Origin of the sequence: Capnocytophaga sputigena (genome assembly GCF_002302495.1) — a bacterium.
Classification (GTDB): domain Bacteria; phylum Bacteroidota; class Bacteroidia; order Flavobacteriales; family Flavobacteriaceae; genus Capnocytophaga; species Capnocytophaga sputigena.
The window spans coordinates 2,797,167-2,817,619 of record NZ_CP022379.1 but is presented as its reverse complement, the minus strand read 5'-3'; the positions used below and the strand labels follow the sequence as shown (position 1 = coordinate 2,817,619).

20 protein-coding genes are annotated in these 20,453 nt (G+C 34.2%); 16 read left to right on the top strand and 4 right to left on the bottom strand.

Going from position 1 to position 20,453, the window contains the following annotated elements; translation table 11 throughout:
- The first annotated feature begins 62 nt into the window (after window positions 1-62).
- The 6 genes from CGC57_RS12630 (at window position 63) to CGC57_RS12605 (ending at window position 5,510) form a co-directional block, all read left to right on the top strand.
- Window positions 63-836 (top strand): alpha/beta fold hydrolase, encoded by a 774-nt coding sequence (locus CGC57_RS12630; RefSeq protein WP_095899400.1) that lies wholly within the window; start codon window positions 63-65, stop codon window positions 834-836.
- Complete coding sequence (locus CGC57_RS12625) at window positions 833-1,528, top strand: peptidylprolyl isomerase (protein ID WP_095899399.1); 696 nt, start codon at window positions 833-835, stop codon at window positions 1,526-1,528. The genes CGC57_RS12630 and CGC57_RS12625 overlap by 4 nt, the downstream gene beginning before the upstream one ends.
- A gap of 4 nt (window positions 1,529-1,532) precedes the next feature.
- Window positions 1,533-2,639, top strand: a complete 1,107-nt coding sequence (lpxB, locus tag CGC57_RS12620) for a lipid-A-disaccharide synthase (protein WP_095899398.1) — start codon at window positions 1,533-1,535, stop codon at window positions 2,637-2,639.
- Between the two features lie 2 nt (window positions 2,640-2,641).
- Window positions 2,642-3,439 carry a rhomboid family intramembrane serine protease gene (locus CGC57_RS12615; protein ID WP_095899397.1) on the top strand — a complete coding sequence of 266 codons (798 nt, stop codon included), beginning with the start codon at window positions 2,642-2,644 and terminating at the stop codon, window positions 3,437-3,439.
- Window positions 3,440-3,577: 138 nt separating this feature from the next.
- Window positions 3,578-4,984, top strand: a complete 1,407-nt coding sequence (locus CGC57_RS12610) for a TlpA family protein disulfide reductase (protein ID WP_095899396.1) — start codon at window positions 3,578-3,580, stop codon at window positions 4,982-4,984.
- Window positions 4,985-4,988: 4 nt separating this feature from the next.
- Complete coding sequence (locus CGC57_RS12605) at window positions 4,989-5,510, top strand: DUF7935 family protein (RefSeq protein ID WP_095899395.1); 522 nt, start codon at window positions 4,989-4,991, stop codon at window positions 5,508-5,510.
- Window positions 5,511-5,572: 62 nt separating this feature from the next.
- On the opposite strand, the gene miaA is transcribed toward CGC57_RS12605, so the two are convergent.
- Genes miaA through CGC57_RS12585 form a run of 4 tightly spaced genes read right to left on the bottom strand, consistent with a single transcriptional unit; the run spans window position 5,573 to window position 9,251 of the window.
- Window positions 5,573-6,484, bottom strand: coding sequence for a tRNA (adenosine(37)-N6)-dimethylallyltransferase MiaA (miaA, locus tag CGC57_RS12600; RefSeq protein WP_095899394.1), 912 nt, complete (start codon window positions 6,482-6,484; stop codon window positions 5,573-5,575).
- On the bottom strand, window positions 6,468-7,313 hold the full coding sequence (locus CGC57_RS12595) for an ion transporter (RefSeq protein WP_095899393.1): 846 nt from the start codon (window positions 7,311-7,313) through the stop codon (window positions 6,468-6,470). The genes miaA and CGC57_RS12595 overlap by 17 nt, the downstream gene beginning before the upstream one ends.
- A gap of 4 nt (window positions 7,314-7,317) precedes the next feature.
- Window positions 7,318-7,974 (bottom strand): alpha/beta hydrolase, encoded by a 657-nt coding sequence (locus CGC57_RS12590; RefSeq protein WP_095899392.1) that lies wholly within the window; start codon window positions 7,972-7,974, stop codon window positions 7,318-7,320.
- 29 nt (window positions 7,975-8,003) lie between these two features.
- Window positions 8,004-9,251 (bottom strand): dihydroorotase, encoded by a 1,248-nt coding sequence (locus CGC57_RS12585; protein ID WP_095899391.1) that lies wholly within the window; start codon window positions 9,249-9,251, stop codon window positions 8,004-8,006.
- A 198-nt stretch (window positions 9,252-9,449) separates the two neighbouring features.
- Between CGC57_RS12585 and purE the strand changes: the two genes are divergently transcribed.
- Genes purE through priA form a run of 10 tightly spaced genes read left to right on the top strand, consistent with a single transcriptional unit; the run spans window position 9,450 to window position 20,448 of the window.
- Entirely contained in the window at window positions 9,450-9,935 is a 486-nt protein-coding gene (purE, locus tag CGC57_RS12580) for a 5-(carboxyamino)imidazole ribonucleotide mutase (protein ID WP_002678800.1), read from the top strand.
- Window positions 9,928-11,475, top strand: coding sequence for a glutamine-hydrolyzing GMP synthase (gene guaA / locus CGC57_RS12575; protein WP_095899390.1), 1,548 nt, complete (start codon window positions 9,928-9,930; stop codon window positions 11,473-11,475). Before purE ends, guaA begins: the two co-directional genes overlap by 8 nt.
- Window positions 11,476-11,519: 44 nt before the next feature.
- The gene (locus tag CGC57_RS12570; protein ID WP_095899389.1) at window positions 11,520-13,448 is read left to right on the top strand and encodes a LysM peptidoglycan-binding domain-containing protein; all 1,929 of its coding nucleotides are present in this window, start codon (window positions 11,520-11,522) and stop codon (window positions 13,446-13,448) included.
- On the top strand, window positions 13,448-14,113 hold the full coding sequence (gene ung, locus CGC57_RS12565) for a uracil-DNA glycosylase (protein ID WP_095899388.1): 666 nt from the start codon (window positions 13,448-13,450) through the stop codon (window positions 14,111-14,113). The genes CGC57_RS12570 and ung overlap by 1 nt, the downstream gene beginning before the upstream one ends.
- Window positions 14,114-14,168: 55 nt before the next feature.
- Window positions 14,169-14,618 carry an SMI1/KNR4 family protein gene (locus CGC57_RS12560; protein ID WP_095899387.1) on the top strand — a complete coding sequence of 150 codons (450 nt, stop codon included), beginning with the start codon at window positions 14,169-14,171 and terminating at the stop codon, window positions 14,616-14,618.
- A gap of 44 nt (window positions 14,619-14,662) precedes the next feature.
- A complete protein-coding gene (locus CGC57_RS12555) occupies window positions 14,663-15,274 on the top strand; it encodes a hypothetical protein (RefSeq protein ID WP_095899386.1) in 612 nt (203 codons plus the stop codon).
- A gap of 11 nt (window positions 15,275-15,285) precedes the next feature.
- Entirely contained in the window at window positions 15,286-16,896 is a 1,611-nt protein-coding gene (locus tag CGC57_RS12550; protein ID WP_095899385.1) for a hypothetical protein, read from the top strand.
- Window positions 16,897-16,899: 3 nt separating this feature from the next.
- Entirely contained in the window at window positions 16,900-17,079 is a 180-nt protein-coding gene (locus CGC57_RS12545; protein WP_095899384.1) for a serine hydroxymethyltransferase, read from the top strand.
- 7 nt (window positions 17,080-17,086) lie between these two features.
- Window positions 17,087-17,998, top strand: coding sequence for a YihY/virulence factor BrkB family protein (locus CGC57_RS12540; RefSeq protein WP_095899383.1), 912 nt, complete (start codon window positions 17,087-17,089; stop codon window positions 17,996-17,998).
- Window positions 17,998-20,448, top strand: a complete 2,451-nt coding sequence (gene priA, locus CGC57_RS12535) for a replication restart helicase PriA (protein ID WP_095899382.1) — start codon at window positions 17,998-18,000, stop codon at window positions 20,446-20,448. The genes CGC57_RS12540 and priA overlap by 1 nt, the downstream gene beginning before the upstream one ends.
- The last annotated feature ends 5 nt before the right edge of the window (window positions 20,449-20,453 follow it).

Here is a 20,453-nt window from a genome sequence, read left to right as displayed (position 1 = left end):
AATTTGTTTATTAACAAATTAAAAAAATATTACTACTTTTGTCCTCTCTATAATTTTTTAAAATGAAAACACCTATTTCTTACTATACTTTACAAGGTAATCTCTCTAACAAAACACTTGTATTTCTTCATGGTTTCTTAGAAGATAGCACTGTATGGAATGCACTTTCTAAATCGCTTTCTGATACTTATAAAATATTATGTATAGACCTTTTAGGACACGGAAAAACCCCTACTATTGCCCCCATACACACTATGGAAATGATGGCTGATGAAGTAAAAGCTGTTTTAAACTATGAGAACATTACTCAATGCACTTTAGTAGGACACTCTATGGGAGGTTACGTAGCACTTGCTTTTGTAGAGCGTTTTCCAAAAAATGTTGAAGGTTTAGTATTGCTCAACTCTACTCCCCTACCCGACTCTGACGAGAAAAAAGCGAATCGTGATCGTGTATTGAAAGTTATTGAAAAAGAAAAAGAACTATTTGTACGTACAGCTGTTACTAATTTGTTTAGCGAAAAAAACCGCACTACAATGACAGTTGCTCTACAACAACTCATCAATATTGGTGTCACAACACCTAATGAGGGGATTGTAGCCGCTTCTTTAGGAATGAAAGAGCGTCCCGATCGCACTTTTGTACTCCAACATCTTTCAGCTAAAAAACTCTTTATCTTAGGAAAAGAAGATGCTTTAATTCCTTACCAAAAAATGACAGCTTTAGGTGAATCTATAGGAATGCAAAGTGCTGTATTAGAGGGGGGGCATCTGGTATATATTGAAAACGAAGCAGCTACCATAGAGGTGTTGCGTAATTTTATGAAACAAATATGAGAAAATGCTTATTATTGATAGGCTTATTGACTGTAGCTTGTAACGAGCCTTCACCTAAAACAACTACTACACAAAGTAGTACAACAACTTCAAAAGACACTACAACAACTGTTGCAGAAGAAAAGATAGCTACTGTAGAAACACTCACTACTGATAATGTAATCCCCTTTCTCAATCAATATGAGAAAGAAAACAAAGAGCGTTTTGTACGAATCATTACCGATTATGGAAATATTGATATTGAATTGTTTAATGAAACTCCCTACCATCGTGCTAACTTTATCTTTCTCACCAAGCAAAAATATTTTGACGGCACTGTTTTTCACCGAGTGGTAAAAAATTTTGTCATACAAGGAGGCAATTCCGAAACTTGGGAAATAAGTCGTCGGAGAGCTACCATAGGGTCTTATTTATTACCTCCAGATACCAAAAAAGGTTTCAAACACCATCGCGGTATTGTTTCTATGCCTAGTAGCAACATCGACAATCCACATCAATTCGCTTCACCCTATGAGTTTTTTATCGTAGTACAAAAACCTGGTGCATATCATTTAGATGGCAACTATACAGCTTTTGGTAAAGTAATAGCAGGTATGGACGTGGTAGATAAAATCAACCAAGTTCCCACTGAAGGCAGAGATAATTGGCCTACTAAAGACATCAAAATGAAAGTAATAATCCTTAATAAATAAATAAATGAAATACTATATTATCGCTGGAGAAGCATCGGGTGACTTGCACGCTGCTAACCTAATGAAAGCCCTTTTAGCTAAAGATCCTCAGGCAAACTTTCGATTTTGGGGAGGCGATCGTATGCAAGCAGTGGGAGGCACCCTCGTAAAACACTACAAAGATCTAGCCTTTATGGGTTTTTTAGAGGTATTACTCAACTTACGTACTATCCTCAAAAATATTAGTTTTTGTAAGAAAGACATCTCTGAATTTAAACCCGACATACTCATTTTAGTAGATTATCCTGGGTTCAATATGCGTATCGCCAAATGGGCTAAGCAGCAAGGTATTCCTACTCATTACTACATATCCCCCCAAATATGGGCGTGGAAGGAAAACCGTATCAAAGCTATCAAACGTGATATAGATGCTATGTACGTAATTTTGCCTTTTGAAAAGGAATTCTACGAAAAGAAACATCAATACCGCGTACATTTTGTGGGGCATCCTCTTCTTGATGCTATTGCTCAACGACAAGAAGTAGATGAGGCTATTTTTAAAGCTGAAAACGGTTTAGACCATCGTCCTATTATAGCCTTACTCCCTGGCAGTAGAAAACAAGAAATTGCTAAAATGTTAAAGATAATGCTCTCCATAGTAGATGATTATCACCAATACCAATTTGTAATTGCAGGTGCTCCTTCTATTGACTATCACTTTTACCGACGTTTCATCAAAGAGGAAAACGTACATTTTGTAAGCGGAAAAACCTACGATTTATTGTCAATTTCGTATGCTGCTTTGGTAACCAGTGGTACAGCTACCCTCGAAACAGCCTTATTAAATATCCCCGAAGTAGTATGTTACAAAGGAAATTGGATTTCTTATCACATCGCTAAACGTATTATCAAACTAAAATATATCTCATTAGTGAATCTCATTATGGATAAACCAGTTGTAACTGAACTCATTCAAGGAGATCTTACTAAAAAGAACCTCAAAATAGAATTAGATAAACTCTCTACCTATCGTCACCGGTATGAAGTTTTTAAAGATTATGTACTACTCAGAGAAAAATTAGGAGGTGAAGGAGCAAGTGAAAAAACTGCTACACTCATACTAAAACAATAGCAATGAAGTTTTTATTACAAAAATTTAATCCAGCTAATAAAGTGATTGTATTCACAGTAATAGTTTTTAGCATTACCCAAGGTTTAGTATATGGAGGAGTATTACTTCAGTCGCAACTAAACCAATGGTTATGTGTACCTCAACAACTACCCTTGTTCTTAGAACGACCTTGGACATTATTTACTTATGCTTTCTATCACATAAGTATAGAACATCTCTTTTGGAACATGCTTTTCCTCTTTTTCTCAGGGCATATTTTTTTCCGGCTTTTTAAAACAAAAATCTTTATAAACACTTATTTTTTTAGTCTAATAGGTGGAGGTATTGCCTTTTTATTATGGGGGTACATCACTCCAGAAATAGCTAGCTACAATGCCTTACTAGGTGCTTCAGCAGCTGTTATAGGTCTTTTATTCTTCGTGGTTACTATTTTTCCATCCTATAAAATATACGTTTTCACTTTTAGAATACAATTACTATATTTTCTTCTTGCTCTTATATTATTTGATTGTATAGATATTTCTACAAATATCGGAGGAAAAATAGCTCATTTTGGAGGAATTTTAAGCGGACTACTAATAGGTTTCATTTATAAATATTTCTTTTTATACAAAAAAAAGCCCCATATTGTTTCGCCTCCCACTATTACAGAACCGCAAACACCTCATTTATCTGAAAATCAGAAAATAAAACAACATCAGATACAAAAATTATTTAATAAGATAAGTACTAGCGGCTACGATAGTCTTACTGATGAAGAAAAAAAATACCTCTTTCAAGCTACTAAAGAAAATGAGTAATCGTATGTTAAAAAAAGATGTAAAAAGTTAATTAATGTTAATATTTCACATTGACTATTTATTTAACATGCATTTAACTTTTTAGATTAGATAGTTTTTGTACTTTTGCATCCAATAGTTGAATGTTTTTTTTGATTTATGAAGATGAGAAGAGTTTTATTATTAACCTTAATTATTGCCTTGACAGGCTGTAAAAAACAACATACAAATAGTACTTTTTTTACAGGTTTTTTTCCAAACTCTAAGGACTCATTAGTGATTTTATACGCTAATGATATTGCTATTGATACCACTTTCCTTAACAAAGATAAGAATTTTACTTTCTCTTTAAATATTAAAGAAAGTAAACTGTATAATTTTGAAATAGGAGGTAAATATCAATATATTTATTTAGAACCTTTGGATAGTTTAGTAGTATATGCCAATATTTTACGTTTCGAGGAGAGTATTTCCTTTTCAGGAAAGGGGGCTGCTATCAATAACTTTTTGCTCTCACAGCTAAACAACATTGATATCCAAAGTGACGAGTTAAAAAAATATCATTCCCTCCCTCCTATAGCATATAAAGAAAAAATTGATTCTATTTTGATGATAAAGAAAAGGGAATGTGATAATTTTATAAAAAACCATCCTTATCTCTCTGATAAAGCTAAAAATATAGCCTTAGTGAGCAGTATGTTTCCTCTCTACAAAGAGATTGAAATATATCCATTTATATATCAAGATAAGAATAAAAATCTTATAAACCACCTTTTACCCTCTGAATTCTACAACTATAGAAAACAAATTGACTATAACAACTCTTTTTTAGAGTATTACCGACCTTATTACAGCTATATGGTAATGTATGTGAACAACTTAGCCTTTACAAAGTACACTCACAACAATAGTACTTTAGTAGATGTAAACCGAGAGTTAGGTTTTCACTTAGAAAAAATTAAAATCATTGATAGCTTATTTGATAAAGGAAGTCTGAGAGATAATCTATACCGAAATGCAGCTTATGCTTATATCTTTAATATCCAAGAACATGCACAATATCAAGATTATTTTGATAAATTTGCAAAGTATAATAAAGATAATGAACATAAAGCCGAATTAGACAAAGTATTCAAAAATGTAATTGCTTTGCAGGCTGGACAAATCCCTCCCGATTTCGATTTAATAGACACCAAAGGCACTCTCACTAAGTTTTCTGAAATACAAAAACCTGAAGTAACTATATACTACTTTTGGTCAGTAAACCAAAGGGAACTCTCTAACTTGATTTTTGATAGGATTGCCCAACTTAAAAGTCTATTCCCTAATGTAAAGTTTGTGGGTATTGATATAGGGCAAGATAAAACTCAATGGCGCAAAAGAATTTCTGAAAATCAATGGACAGACCAATACCATTCTACCAACTTTATGGATTTGTCACAGAAATTCCTTATCAACAATATCAACAAATCAGTAATTATAGATAAAAATGGGCGTATTATATCAGCTTTTGAAGATATATTCAGCCCTAACTTAGAAAAAATTTTATTGTATAAAGCATCTTAAACTTATGTCTGACCAAATTGTCAATTTCATTATGTATTGTATTCCTGCTCTTATTGTAGGAGTAATCTCTTTCTATTTCTTTAGAATGCACATTCAAAACGAGGACAAAAAACGTTTCTTTTTACTACAAAAGGAAAATCAAAAGTACACCTTACCTATTCGCTTGCAAGCTTATGAGCGTATGACACTTTTCTTAGAACGTATTACTCCACAACAACTCTTTTTGCGCGTTCCTCCTCACAATTTTTCTAAACAAGAGTATGAAATACTTCTCATCAATTCTATAGATGAAGAATTTGAACATAATTTGGCTCAACAAATATATTTAAGCAATCAATTATGGCAAATCATCAGAACGGCAAAAATAGCCACTATACACATGATTAGAAAAGCTGCTCACAACGATGAACTAAAAGATTCACAAGCAATGGTAGAATCCGTATTCAAAGAATTTGCCGAAAAAGCTACTCCTTCAGCTAATGCCCTAAGTCACTTAAAAGAAGAAGTAAAACAATTTTTAAGATAGATTGTAACATTACTAAATATTATATAAATTAGCCAAAGTTTTGAACTTTGGCTAATTTATTTTCACATATCAAGCAACTGACATATAGATAATTTATCTAATTGATTTATTTCAAACCAATTAATATCTTTATTTTTATGAAACCAAGTGTATTGACGTTTAGCAAAACGACGAGTATTTTTCTTTATTTCTTCAATTGCAAAATCTAAAGAAGTTTTTCCTTCAAAAAAGTTAAATAATTCTCTATAGCCCACTGTTTGTAAAGCATTGAGTTTCTTATGAGGAAAAAGTGTTTGAGCCTCTATCAGTAATCCATTTTCAAGCATTAGCTCTACCCGCTCGTTAATGCGATTATATACAACTTCACGTTCGGCAGTAAGTCCAATGGTGATATTTGTAAAATCTCTAAGAGTTTCCTTTTTGTTTAAGAAAGATGAATAAGGCTTACCTGAAGCTATACACACTTCTAAAGCACGCATCATTCGCTGAGGATTTTGGACATCTATTTGGGTATATTGTATGGGGTCTAAATCTTTGAGTCTTGTTTGCAGATAAGTAATACCTTGTTTTTGATAAAGTTCATTCAATTCATTCCTAATCTCAGGGGAAACTTCAGGAAAATCATCTAAACCATAAACTACAGTATCGGCGTAAAGTCCGCTCCCTCCCACCATTATTACTACATTATGTTGCTTGAAAAGTTCTTTAAGCAAAGTAATAGCATCACGCTCGAAATCACCTACTGAATAGGTGTCGAATATTGATTTGTGTTGGATAAAGTGATGTTTCACTTGGGCTAATTCTTCAGAAGAAGGGACAGCAGTACCTATACTCATTTCTTTGAAGAACTGACGAGAATCGCAAGATATAATCTCTGTGCCAAAATGCAAAGCTAAATCTATCGCTAAACTCGTTTTTCCTATAGCTGTAGGTCCTACTACTGTTAGAAGTATTTTTTTATTTTTTTTCTGCATCTGTTATAGGTTCATTCAAGGGAGAGCCACATTGGTTACAATAGTTTGCTTCTACAGGGTTTTGAAAATGGCAGTGCTTACAGAGTCGTCGTTGATTTTTCTTTTTTGTGTATTCGGCAGTAACTATACCTGTAGGTACTGCAATAATACCATACCCCAAAATCATTATAAAGGAAGCTAACATTTGTCCTAAAGTAGTTGCAGGAGCTATATCACCATAGCCAACTGTAGTCATTGTAACAATACACCAATAAATACTGCGAGGAATACTTGTGAAACCATTTTCGCGCCCTTCTATCACATACATCAGTGAACCCAAAAGTACACATATCACTGATACAAAATAAATAAAGATGATAATTTTATTCCTGCTGGTGCGCAGTGCCATCTTGAGTTCTTCACCTTGATTCATAAAACTCACCAAATCTAAAATCCGAAAAATTCTAAGTAAACGCAAAGCACGTGTTACCGATATGGCTTTAGCTCCTTGTACAATAAACGATAGATACATAGGTAATATGGAAATCAAATCAATAATACCATAAAGACTCAAAATATAGCGATAAGGTTTTTTGTTAGTAATAATCCTTAAAACATACTCCATAGAGAAGAAAATAGTAATGACCCATTCCATAAACACAAGCAAACCGTGCAAGTGTTCATTTACACCTTGCACTGTCTCAAGCATTACCATTATCACACTGATGACAATCAACGCCAATAATACTAAGTCAAACAACTTTCCTAAAGGTGTATTAGTGCCATAGATAATGATATAGGCTTTCTGCTTGAAAAGCTCATATTTAGTTTTAAGCATTTTTTTATACATAGCATTACTCGATAAGCCAATTGCGGAAAGAATAGAAGTTTTGTGGGGACACAGTATGTCCTACTGGAAATTCTTCATACTTGTATTTTATACCAAGATTCTTTAAAAATTCGGGAGTTTGGCGCGCCCATTCTACTGGAATCACTTGGTCGCTTGCTCCGTGTGAAACATAAAAACGAGTAGCTGAGTGATTTTCACGTGTATAACCTTCTTTTAAAATTTCTTTATTCACATACCCACTAAGGGCAACCACATTACGTATTTTTTTAGGATATGAAAGAGCTATTGCCATACTGAGAATACTTCCTTGACTAAACCCTAACAATGTGATATTCTTGTTGTCCAAATCATATAACTTGCAAAGTTCTTCTATACACTGTATAATAAGGTCGCGTGAAGCTATTGCTTGAGCATTATCACTAAAGCTATCTTGTTCAGCATCAAAATTAATCATATACCAAGCATAGCCAAAGGTTGCCAAATGATAAGGTGCTCTAAAAGAGATAATCATATATTCAGCAGGTAGAGCATCAGCAAAAGAAAAAAGATCTTCTTCATTGCTACCGTATCCGTGTAACATAAAGATTACAGGCGGACGCTTAGTTCTCACTTGAGGTTCTCTAACAATATATTCTAATGGGATTTTTTTGTTGTTACTCATTTTAATTATAAGTTTTCTTTTTGTAGTTTCTAATTCAACACCAACTGATTACGAGCTATTACTCCTATAACTTTCCCTTTCACTGTCTCTCCTATAAAGGCACTGTTTTTAGAAGCCGACAAAATATCATTTATTGTAAAAACTGAAGAACTTTCGGGAGTAAATAAAGTCATATCAGCAGAAGTTCCTTCAGTAATAGGTGTAGAAGGAATGCCAAAACGTTTGCGAGCTGAAGTAAGTAATTGTATAGCTTGTTCTATAGAAGTGTATTGGGTAAGAATACCAAAGGCATTCTCTAAACCTATTGTACCAAAAGCTGCCCAGTCAAACTCTTTAAATTTCAATTCTATATCTAATGGATTATGGTCGGAAGTAACGAAGTCTATAACTCCCTCGTTCAATGCCTCTCTAAGTGCTTGTACATTAGCTGTATCACGTAAAGGAGGTAATACTTTGTAGTTAGTATTAAAATTCTCTAACACTTCATCTGTAAAATGTAAGTTATGTATTGCTACACTACAACTTACATCTAATCCTTTAGCTTTGGCTTCTCTAATTAAGGCAACCGATTTTGATGTAGAAATTGTTGGGATATGCAATTTACCCCCTGCATATTCTAATACAGCCAAATCACGTGCAACAATAAGTTCTTCAGCCAAAGCAGGAATTCCTTTCAGTCCCAAACGAGTAGCTTCAATATGTTCATTCACCACTCCTTTACCCATAATTTTAGTATCATTAGGAAAAGAAATTACAATACCTCCAAAAGGTTGGGTGTATTGTAAGGCTATTTTTAACAAATTACTGTTGTTAATAGTTTTTTTATAATCACCAAAAGCCACTGCTCCTCCATTTTTCATATCAAAAAGCTCAGCAAGATACTCACCTTTGCTCTCTATGGTAAGTGCACCAATAGGATGAGCTGTTGCAGCACAATGGGCTGTCTTATTCTTTATATATACTACCCCCGACTGACTATCTACTGCAGGATGTGTGAGTGGATTGATTAACAAATGAGTAAAACCACTTTTCTCTGCTGTACGCATCCCATTAGCTAAAGTTTCTCTTTCTTCAAACCCTGGTTCTCCAAAACAAACACTACTATCTGTCCATCCTTGTGAAACATAAATATTTTCTAATACTTGTATTTCATTAGTAAGAGGAATAGATTCACTAACTTGCTGAATAACACCTCCCGAGATAAGAATATCTCTAACTTTATTGTGATAGGCACTTTCTGAATCAATAATCCGTGCTGATTTTAATAAAATATCCATAGTCGCTTTTTAGGCTTTCATAAATTTTATGGGCAAAGGTACAAATTAATTAACAATTAACAATCAACAATTAACAATTTTAACAATTAAATTTAGATGAACTATCTAACTCATCATAGTTTAATATGTAACTTGCTAATTGACAAATTTGCTAATTGACAAATTATTCGTATCTTTGCCCGAAAAAAATATAAATATATGAAAGTAGCTGTGGTAATGGGAAGCAAAAGTGATTTACCCGTAATGCAAGACGCTATTGATGTTCTCAAAAACTTTGGCATTACAACAGTTGTAGATATTGTATCAGCACATCGCACCCCCGAAAAACTGATGAATTTCAGCACAAATGCTCATAAAAATGGCATTCAGGTAATTATTGCAGGAGCAGGAGGTGCAGCTCACTTGCCTGGTATGGTTGCCGCTATGTCGCCACTACCTGTAATAGGGGTACCTGTAAAGAGTAGTAACTCTATTGATGGTTGGGATTCTATCCTTTCTATTTTGCAAATGCCAAATGGAGTACCCGTCGCTACTGTAGCTTTGAATGCTGCTAAAAATGCTGGCTTATTAGCTGTACAAATATTAGCTAGTGCCAATACTGTACTTTTACAAAAAATGATTGATTACAAAGAAAGTTTGAAACAAGCAGTGCTCACTGCTGCCGCAACCCTTAACGATGAATAACAACACTTTTCAAGGCTCACGCCTTTTATTATTAGATTTTGGGTCACAATACACTCAGCTTATCGCTCGTCGAGTACGTGAATTAAATGTGTATTGCGAAATGCACCCTTATAACCATTTACCCGAGAATTTAAATGATTTCTCAGCTGTAATACTATCTGGTTCTCCCTATTCAGTGCGAAGTGCAGAAGCTTTACACCCCAACTTATCAGCATTGAAAGGTAAAATGCCACTTTTAGCAGTATGTTATGGAGCCCAGTATTTAGCTCACTTTGGTGGTGGTGAAGTAGCACCTTCTAACATACGAGAATACGGTCGTGCTCACCTCACTTATATCAAACCTGAAGAACCTCTTTTTGAAGGAATTGCTGAAGGAAGTGTAGTATGGATGAGTCATAGTGATACTATCAAACAATTACCCACTGGCGCAGTCTGTTTAGCAAGTACTCCTGATGTAACAAACGCTGCTTATCGCATAGAAGGTGAAGAAACTTATGCTATACAGTTTCACCCCGAAGTAACTCACTCTGTTGATGGTACGAAGTTATTAGCTAACTTTCTTTTCAAAATAGCTAAACTCACTCCTAATTGGACTTCTAGCAATTTTGTAGAAATGACAGTTGCCCAACTGAAAACTCAAATAGGTAATGAAAAAGTTATTTTAGGTTTATCAGGAGGGGTCGACTCAACAGTAGCTGCTGTGTTACTTAATAAAGCCATAGGCAAACAATTACATTGTATATTCGTAAATAACGGACTTTTACGTAAGAATGAATTTGAAAGTGTTCTAAAACAATACGAAGGAATGGGATTAAACGTAAAGGGAGTAGATGCTTCAACTCGTTTTCTCTCTGCCTTAGCAGGCAAAACTGACCCTGAAGAAAAACGTAAAACTATTGGGCGTGTTTTTATTGAAGTATTTGATGATGAAGCACACAAAATCACTGATGCTCAATGGTTAGCGCAAGGTACTATTTATCCCGATGTTATTGAATCATTATCAGTAAAAGGTCCTTCAGCAACTATAAAATCTCATCATAATGTAGGTGGATTGCCCGATTATATGAAACTAAAGGTAGTAGAGCCTTTGCGTATGCTCTTCAAAGACGAAGTACGTCGTGTAGGTCGTAGTTTAGGCATCAGCGATGAGCTCTTAGGACGACACCCTTTCCCAGGTCCTGGATTAGCCATCCGTATTTTAGGTGATATCACTGCCGAAAAAGTAGCCATTTTACAAGAAGTAGATGCTATATTTATCAATGCACTAAAAGAACATAATCTTTACAACAAAGTATGGCAAGCAGGAGCTATCTTATTGCCTATCAATAGCGTAGGGGTAATGGGTGATGAACGCACTTATGAACGTGTGGTAGCCTTACGTGCTGTAGAAAGTGTAGATGGTATGACTGCCGATTGGGTAGATTTACCTTATAAATTCCTCCAAAAAGTATCTAATGATATCATCAATAAAGTAAAAGGTGTAAACCGCGTTGTGTACGACATCAGCAGCAAACCACCCGCCACTATAGAATGGGAATAAATAATTAATAGTTAAACAATTTAATAATTAAATCATAAGCCATTATGAAACGATTTTTAACACTAACCGCCTTACTATGTATTACCTTAAGTTTTGCTCAACAAAAGCATACTGCTAGTAATTATGAAAGTATTGAAAGCATTGCTAAAATTTATCGCTTTTCGCCTGCCGATATTCTCAAACTCAACCCTGGAGTAAAAGAAGGTATCCAGAAAGGTGTAACCATCAATATCCCTACCAGCAAGGTAAAGCATTATAGTACTCAACGTCCAGTAGGCTTTACCTCTCATTTGGTAAAATCAGGAGAAACTTTCTTCGGTCTTTCACAGAAATATAATATTTCTATAGACGATTTGAAACGCTATAACTTAGACCTTTACACTCGTGAGTTACAAGAGAATGAACGTATCACTATCCCTCTTTTCAACAAAACAAACGATATGGTACAAAAAGGAGTACAAGGGCAAAAACGCTATGTGGTAAAACCTCAGGAAACTTTGTGGAAAATTGCTAAAAACCACAATGTAAGCGTCGAAGAATTGGAACGTATCAACAAAAAAGAAAAAGGTTTTAACGCTAATAATCTAAAAGAAGGTCAAGAGATATGGGTACCTGCTTCAGCTGTAGGTAGTTCTGAGCCTGAAGTTCCTACTCGTCCTACTACCAATAAAGAATTAGTACTTTATCTTATAGAAAAAGGGGAAGGATTTTACAGTTTAGAACGCAAATTTGGTTTATCACAATCTGATATTGTAAAACTCAACCCTACGATGAAAGATGGTCTAAAAAATGATGCCCAAATATGGATTCCTAAAGAGAATTATGATCGCTATAAAAACACAGCTTTTACTAGTACCCCTAATTACGATTTTGAAAACTCTAACAACACATTGCGCTCAGCTTCATCTCCTAACAACGTAAAGGAAATTAGCTATATCTTGCCTTTCAAAGTAGCTGACATAGGAGCTACAAACAAAGCTGCCGCTCTAAAAGCACGCCTTACTGATAATAAAATCACACCTGTTGCTACTGATTTTTATTCTGGCGCGCTCATCGCTTTGGATTCTCTCCAAAAAATGGGATACAAGTTCAAAGTAAATGTTTATGATAGTGAAGGTGACATCAAAAAGATTACTTCTAATGCTGGCGTACAAAACTCACAAGTGGTAATAGGTCCCTTTACTACCAAATCCTTTAATACTGTAGCCGAACTAATTACAAACAACAAAACGGCGGTATTAGCTCCCTTAGCAAACAAGAACATTGTGTTAAATCCTAATGTATATCAAACCTTACCTTCTGATGAAGTTCAACAAGCTCAGATGATTAACTACCTCAACAAGAATTATTCTGATGAGAATATGATTATCTTAGCTGATAGTAAAAACACAGGTTTACGAGACAAATTAGAACGTGCATTTCCTAACGCCAAAGTAGTAACAGAAATGTCAGCAAATGGATTTGCTAATGCATTGAACTACAGCAAAGAAAATGTAGTATTGTTACAATCTAACGATATAGGTTATGTATCATTAGCGGTACGCTTATTGCACAACGCTTTGAAAGTGAGGAAAAACAATACCTTCCCTAAAATTATATTAGCAACAGTAGAAAGAGGCAATGTGTTTGATTCAAGTAGTTTGTCTAACAATCAACTTTCTGATCTACACTTCACCTACCCTACTGTAAACAAATACTCTAATGGTAGTGATAGTTTTTCAGTTCGCTATCAAAAAACTTATGGTATTTTGCCTAATAAATATGCTATTCGTGGCTTCGATCTCACTATGGATGCTGTGTTACGTTTAGGTGTATCAGGTAATTTAAATAGTACTAACACTCGCATAGGTGAAACCTCATTCTTAGAAAACAAGTTTGCTTACCTAAAAAACTCTTACAAAGGAGGAGGTTATGAAAACCAAGGCGTTTACATTGTTCAGTATGACAATATGGAAATCAAAGAAGTAAAATAATGAACGTACAAATAGACTCAAGTTGGAAAGCGGTATTAGAAGAAGAATTTAACAAGCCTTATTTTACCAAACTCACCGAATATGTAAAACAACAATATGCCGAAAATATATGTTATCCCAAAGGAAAGCAAATATTTTCGGCTTTCAACCACTGTCCGCTAAACAAGGTAAAAGTAGTAATTATAGGGCAAGATCCTTATCATGGTGAGGGGCAAGCAAATGGTTTGTGCTTTTCAGTACATGATGGCATAGCGCACCCTCCTTCTCTTGTAAATATTTTTAGAGAAATAACACAAGATTTAGGAGTCCCCTACCCCATCAGTGGTAATTTAGAACGTTGGGCATCGCAAGGAGTCTTGCTACTCAACGCAACCCTCACAGTAAGAGCCAACGAAGCAGGTAGTCACCAAAATCAAGGTTGGGAAACATTCACTGATGCTGTTATTAAAGCTGTTTCAACACATTGTAATAATGTAGTATTTATGTTATGGGGAAGCTATGCTAAAAAGAAAGCTAACCTTATTGATAGTTCCAAACACTGCATACTCACTTCTGGTCATCCTTCACCTTTGAGTGCTAATAGAGGGCATTGGTTTGGTAACAAACATTTTAGCAAAACTAATGCCTATCTTACATCTGTAGGTAAAGAAACCATAAACTGGTAATTAGATAGTGTTAAAAGATAAGATAAGATATAATAAGGCAATAATATTATAGAAAATGATACAATCCATCATCGAAAAATATAAAGACAGAATAGCTGTAGGAACTAAAGATTTCATAAATATAACTTGGATTGAACAAACGGAAAAGAAATTAGGTTTTCCCTTGCCTGATAGTTATAAAGAAATGTTGTTAAACTATGAATTTATCACTATTTGTGGAGTTGATTTTAAAACTATTGCGCCACCTGAATATCAAGAGGATGCTGATATTGATATTTATTATACTTATCTAATAAATTTGCAAAATAATCTATTTCAAAAAGATGAATTGGCTTTCTTAGAGATGGACGAAGAAGCCTATTTTTTTAAAATAGAAGAAGCTGGTCGAGCTAATGAATATCCTATTTACATTCGAGATTATATGATAAATGAAGATCATCTATATGCCAATAACTTTCAAGAATTTTTAGAACATTTTTTTAGTATAATACTGGGGAATGACTAAAAATATATGAATAAAAAAAGTAACTAAATCTAATTGTATCAAATATGAAGCCATTACAACTAAGTGATTTTACAGTAGATCCTGAAAATGAAAATGTACATTACGCTACATTTTCAAATGAAGGTTTTATAATAGAAGTAGAACTTGTACACGAAAACTGGGATTTTAATAAAGTCTTTGAGTTATGTACTTCTGTATTTGAAAATTTTGATCAATTAGATAATAAAGCAAAGTCTTTTTTAGCAACTATTCAAGTAAAGATTATTAATGAACAAGAGGAATTAAAAAAGAACAATTTAGTTGTTATTGAAGAAGATTTCAAAGAGTTAATGACTATAGCGAAGATTGAAATTTATGATCAAAAAATAGAATTAGATTATATTGTTTCTGTTGAAAATTTCCTCATAGGTGCAGCAATGCTTGCTGAAAATGGCTTGGACAATCCTAAGTTTACGTATGTATTAATAGAAAGTGAAATAGAGGATATTGACGAAAATGGAAATAAAACATTTAAAATTATAGATAAGAAATTCTATAGATTAACAGAAGAAAAATCAGAAAATTCTGCTTCCTCCTCTAACAATTTTTTGCAAGTATATAACGATAAAAACTTTTTTGAACGAATAGTTTCATTCTTCAAAGGATTATTCAAATAGATATAATTACTATGCAGTACCAAATAAAAACCGTCAAGGAAATCAAACATCTCATTCCAAACGATAGCGAATATGCTGGTTATAGCCAGTTCTACTCTTATGCTCATACTTTTTATGAAAATAGGTATGTAGTAGTAGTGCAAGGTGATTGGCATCCTAAAAGTACTGTAAATTTAGACGATATCAGCACACACTTCCCTGATTATCATTATCAAGAACTAGATGTCCCTGCTTTTATCCTCGTACAAGGTAATGTTGTAGTGAGTAACCTCTTCAATCAGCGTAATGAAGGGGCGTGTGGGCTTATTGTTTTGGGTAACCTATCAGCTGAAAATATAGCAGTTAGCGGACAGGAACTATATGTACAAGGCAATCTTTTTGTAGAAGGCTTCTTTTGGGGGGACACAGCTATCGGGAAACTCACCGTAAAAAAAGCATTAGATATTCGAGTATTTATAGAAACTGAATATGTTTATCCCCTTGAACGTTTTGAAACTGCCGATGAGGTAACAGTAAGTTATTGGCTCAAAAAAGATGATCCTGATAGATTTAAGAAAAATCATTTATTAAAATCATTACTTCCTAAAACCTTCCTCTACACTAAAAAAGAGGTTGAGGAAGAGAAAATAGAACTGTGGAATTGGTCGGCTTGGTTAAAACGCAATAAACTTTTTGAAGCCTTAGAAAAAGGAAGTGCAATTCTTTATGAAGAAGAGCAAATTGAGGAAAAGATTTTAAACAATGATGGTTTTACTTTCTTATTTAAGAGTACCGATATCAATTTAGAAAACTTACAACGTTTCATTAACCCCGAAGATTTTGCCCTACTTGAAAACAATGATGATGAAACGGGAAGATATTATGAATATTGGGAAGGAGAAATCTTCTATCGCATTACACTTTCTAAAATAAATCCTGCTATAGGAGGCGTATATTTCTATTGCAACGAACGAGTTTTCTATTTATTTACTGATGGTGAAAAGTTACATATCTCTTGGCAACCTAATGAGGCATCACCTTTTGTATACTTAGAAGCTCATAAAAACCCTCGTGAATATTATTTCGTACAAGAGTGCTGGCAATACTTCCAGCGTAGGTATAGTGAAGTAGTGCATTATGTAAGACTTTTTAGAGATAATGTAACAGTAGAACGTTATAACCAGCTGCTTTCACTCCCTGAAGTACAAAAATATTACAGTGATTATACTGATGTTGATGCTGTGCTTTATATAGGGCGATATGGTTTTCAGTTCCGAAAAGCTGAAGGTAATACTCCTTCACGAATGACGATTACTAAAGAATATTGGGACGATAAGTTATGCGATTACCAGTTTGTTTTTTATCATTATGAGCCAAACAAAGAAGGTACTGCTATCAACCTATTTACACAAGATGGCAATGGTTATGAATTTAGCACTTATAAAGTAGATGCTCAACATAGCAAATTCTACAAATTAGCAACTGCTATATTCAAACGAGCTGAAAGAGTACTCCTCACCGATGAATTCCTCACTGAAAGAGAAGCATCTGCACGTGAAATGGATGAGATAAGAAAACCTAAATCTATATTCAAACGCTTAGCAGAGAATATAGGTGCTTTTTTCAGCAGACGACGAAAATAAAATATGAGTTTCAACTTTAATCAATATATAGGTTTTCTACTTTTTGTAGTCATTTTCCTAATAGGTTTTTGGCTATTGTGCTTTTTGTGTTCGGTACTCCCTTATTGGTTGATAGGAGTAATAAAAGAGCAATTCAAAGAACGAAAATCTACTAAAAATATAGATTCCTCCTCTCAAAACTAAACTACTGATGACATTGAAAGAAAGAATACAAAACCTCCCTATCATCAAGCAATTCGTCGGATTTCTAAAAAAAATACGTTTAGCTAAGAATGCTTTTTCTTTATATGATTTGCTTGAGTTATATATTGTAGGGATTATGAAAGGTACTCTCACATATCGCGCGAGTGCCATTTCATACAGCTTCTTTTTAGCTATATTTCCTTTTTTATTGTTTATCTTAAACCTCATTCCATATATTCCCATTGATGATTTTCAAGTAGATTTTTGGGGCTTTATTGATGATATGCTACCCCCTGGTACTCACGATTTCTTTTCTGATATCTTTTTTGATATTGCCGAAAAAAAACGAGGAGGATTGTTATCATCTGTATTTTTCCTATCCATTTTCTTGATGACCAATGGTATTATGGCTATCTTTGGTGGATTTGAATTTTCGTACCACCGACAAATCACACGCACCTATGTCAAACAATATCTTTATGCTCTAATGGTTGCTATCATCTTGTCATTATTAGTGTTGTTTGCAGTAGTTACCTTCATTTACTACGAAATATATTTAGTTCCTTACCTTGATAAAATCAATTTTATCACCGATTACGAAACGCTTCTCAAAATATCAAAAATTGTATTTGTCGCCTTGATCACCTACTTTGGTACAGGTGTATTATTCTATTTTGGTACAGTAGAAGGCAAAGAAAGTAAATTCTTTTCAGCAGGCTCTCTCCTTACGGTGTTACTTTTTGGTTTAACCACTTATTTATTTGGTATTTATATCGAAAACTTCTCACAATATAACCAGTTGTATGGGTCTATTGGAGCACTGCTTATTTTCTTGTTGTATATTTGGATTAATGCCAATATTCTCTTATTAGGATTTGAACTAAATGCTTCTCTTTTAAAACTTAAAAAACACGACTAATGTACTTTGTAGAAGTCATATTACCACTTCCACTTCCTAAATTGTACACTTATCGTATCAACGAGGATGAAGCGCATTTCTTGCAAATGGGAATGCGTGTAGCTGTTTCGTTTGGTAAATCAAAAGTATATACAGCTTTAGTTCATAAAGTGCATACCAATGAACCTACTTATGAAACTAAAGATATTGAATATATTCTAGACGAAACTCCCATCGTTACCCCTGAGCAAATTACTCATTGGCAGTGGATTGCCGATTATTATATGTGTACTTTAGGTGAAGTGATAAAATCGGCTTTACCATCAGCTTTTTTGCTAGAAAGTGAAACTATTATCGAAATTGCTGAAAAAGACCTCAATTCCAATTTATTTAGCGATGATGAATTTCAGGTGTATGAAGCACTACACTACAAAACAGCATTAAAAGGAAGTGAAGTGAGCAAAATCATTTCTAAAAAGAAGACTTTAAAGGTCATAAAGAGTTTGGTAGAAAAAGGTGCTGCTCGTATTTCAGAAAGAATTTTTGAAAAATATGTGCCAAAGCTCGTGAAATTCATACGTTTAGCGGAAGACTACCAATCTCAAGAAGGTTTGCAAAAAGCTTTAGAACTGTTAAAAACAGAAAAACAAAAGAAGTTGATAATGGCTTACTTCAATTATATCAATAGAGAGGTTTTACCTTTAAAAGTTGAAAATCTATTAGAAGAAGCTAAGGTTTCAAATGCGGTACTCAAATCGGTGGTAGAAAAAGGTATTTTAGAAATATATTACCTGCAAAAAGATCGTGTAAGTTTTGCTGATAGTGAGGTTTTAGCAAAAAAAACACTCAATAATATACAAAACGAAGCACTATATCAAGTTCAACAACAGTTTCAAACTAAAAATACGGTACTTTTACAAGGTGTCACAGCTTCTGGAAAAACTGAAATCTACATCGAACTTATCGACCAATACCTAAAGGAAGGCAAACAAGTGCTTTACTTGCTCCCCGAAATCGCCTTAACAATTCATCTTATCAATCGATTGAAAAAATACTTTGGTAAAAATCTATCAGTATATCATTCTAAATACAATACTAACGAGCGCGTAGAGGTTTGGAACAATGTGCTGAACAATTGTTCGAAAGCACAATTAGTAGTAGGGGTACGTTCTTCTGTATATCTGCCTTTCAAAAATTTAGGATTAGTGGTAATTGATGAGGAACACGATAGTTCTTATCGCCAGTTCGACCCTGCTCCTCGCTTGCAAGCGCGTGATAGTGCCATTATGCTAGCTAACCTCTTCAAAGCAAAAACTTTATTAGGTACAGCAACTCCCTCAATAGAAAGTATGCACAACGTAAAAGTAGGTAAATATGGCTTTGTCTATCTATCAAAACGTTACGCTAATTTCCTCCCCCCTATCATCGAACTTATCGACATCAAGGACAAGCAACATCGCAAACGTATGAATGGCCATTTTTCTGATATCCTTATTGAAGAAATGACCAATACTTTATCACAAGGAAAACAAGTGCTTTTGTTCCAAAACAGAAGAGGTTATGCGCCTATTGTACAGTGTATGCATTGCGGCACAGTCCCTCAATGCCCACATTGCGATGTGAGCCTCACTTTCCACCATAGTAGCAATCAGTTGCGATGTCATTATTGTGGCTATGCGATACCAATGCCCAAAACTTGCATTGCTTGTGGAAGTGTAGATTTAAAAACAAAAGGTTTTGGCACTGAACAGATTAGTAAAGAATTAGAAATACTTTTTCCTCAAGTAGCTATCGACCGAATGGATCAAGATACTACCAATGGCAAATACGGATATGAAAAAATATTAGCCAAATTTGAACAGCAAGAAACCCAAATATTGGTAGGTACTCAAATGATTTCTAAAGGATTAGATTTTGAAAATATAGGTTTAGTAGGGGTGATGAATGCTGATGCTCTCATTCATTCCCCCGACTATCGAGCTTATGAACGTAGTTTTCAGTTATTATTACAAGTCTCAGGACGTGCAGGGAGAAGTGCCCTACAGGGAAAGGTAATGATACAAACCTACAATCCTCAACACCCTGTAATTCAGCAAGTATTACAAAATGATTTCAAGGGGATGTATCAAAGTCAAATAGAGGAACGCCAATCTTTCTCGTATCCTCCATTTGTACAAATGATTAAAATAACACTGAAACACACAAACTTCAATCGTACAAACGAAGGTGCTGAATGGTTTGCTAATGCTCTTAAAGAAGCTTTTGCTTCCAAAAAAGGAATAGAAATTTTAGGTCCTGAGTTTCCCTTAATTTCACGCATCAGGAACGAATATATGAAAGATGTTTTAGTGAAGGTAAAACCTTCTGAACTTTCTATACATCATACTAAAGAACAAATCAAACGTATTGAAACCAGTTTTCAGTCTATTAGTAATTTTCGTGCTATAAGAGTTAGTTATTTGATTGATTAATTTTT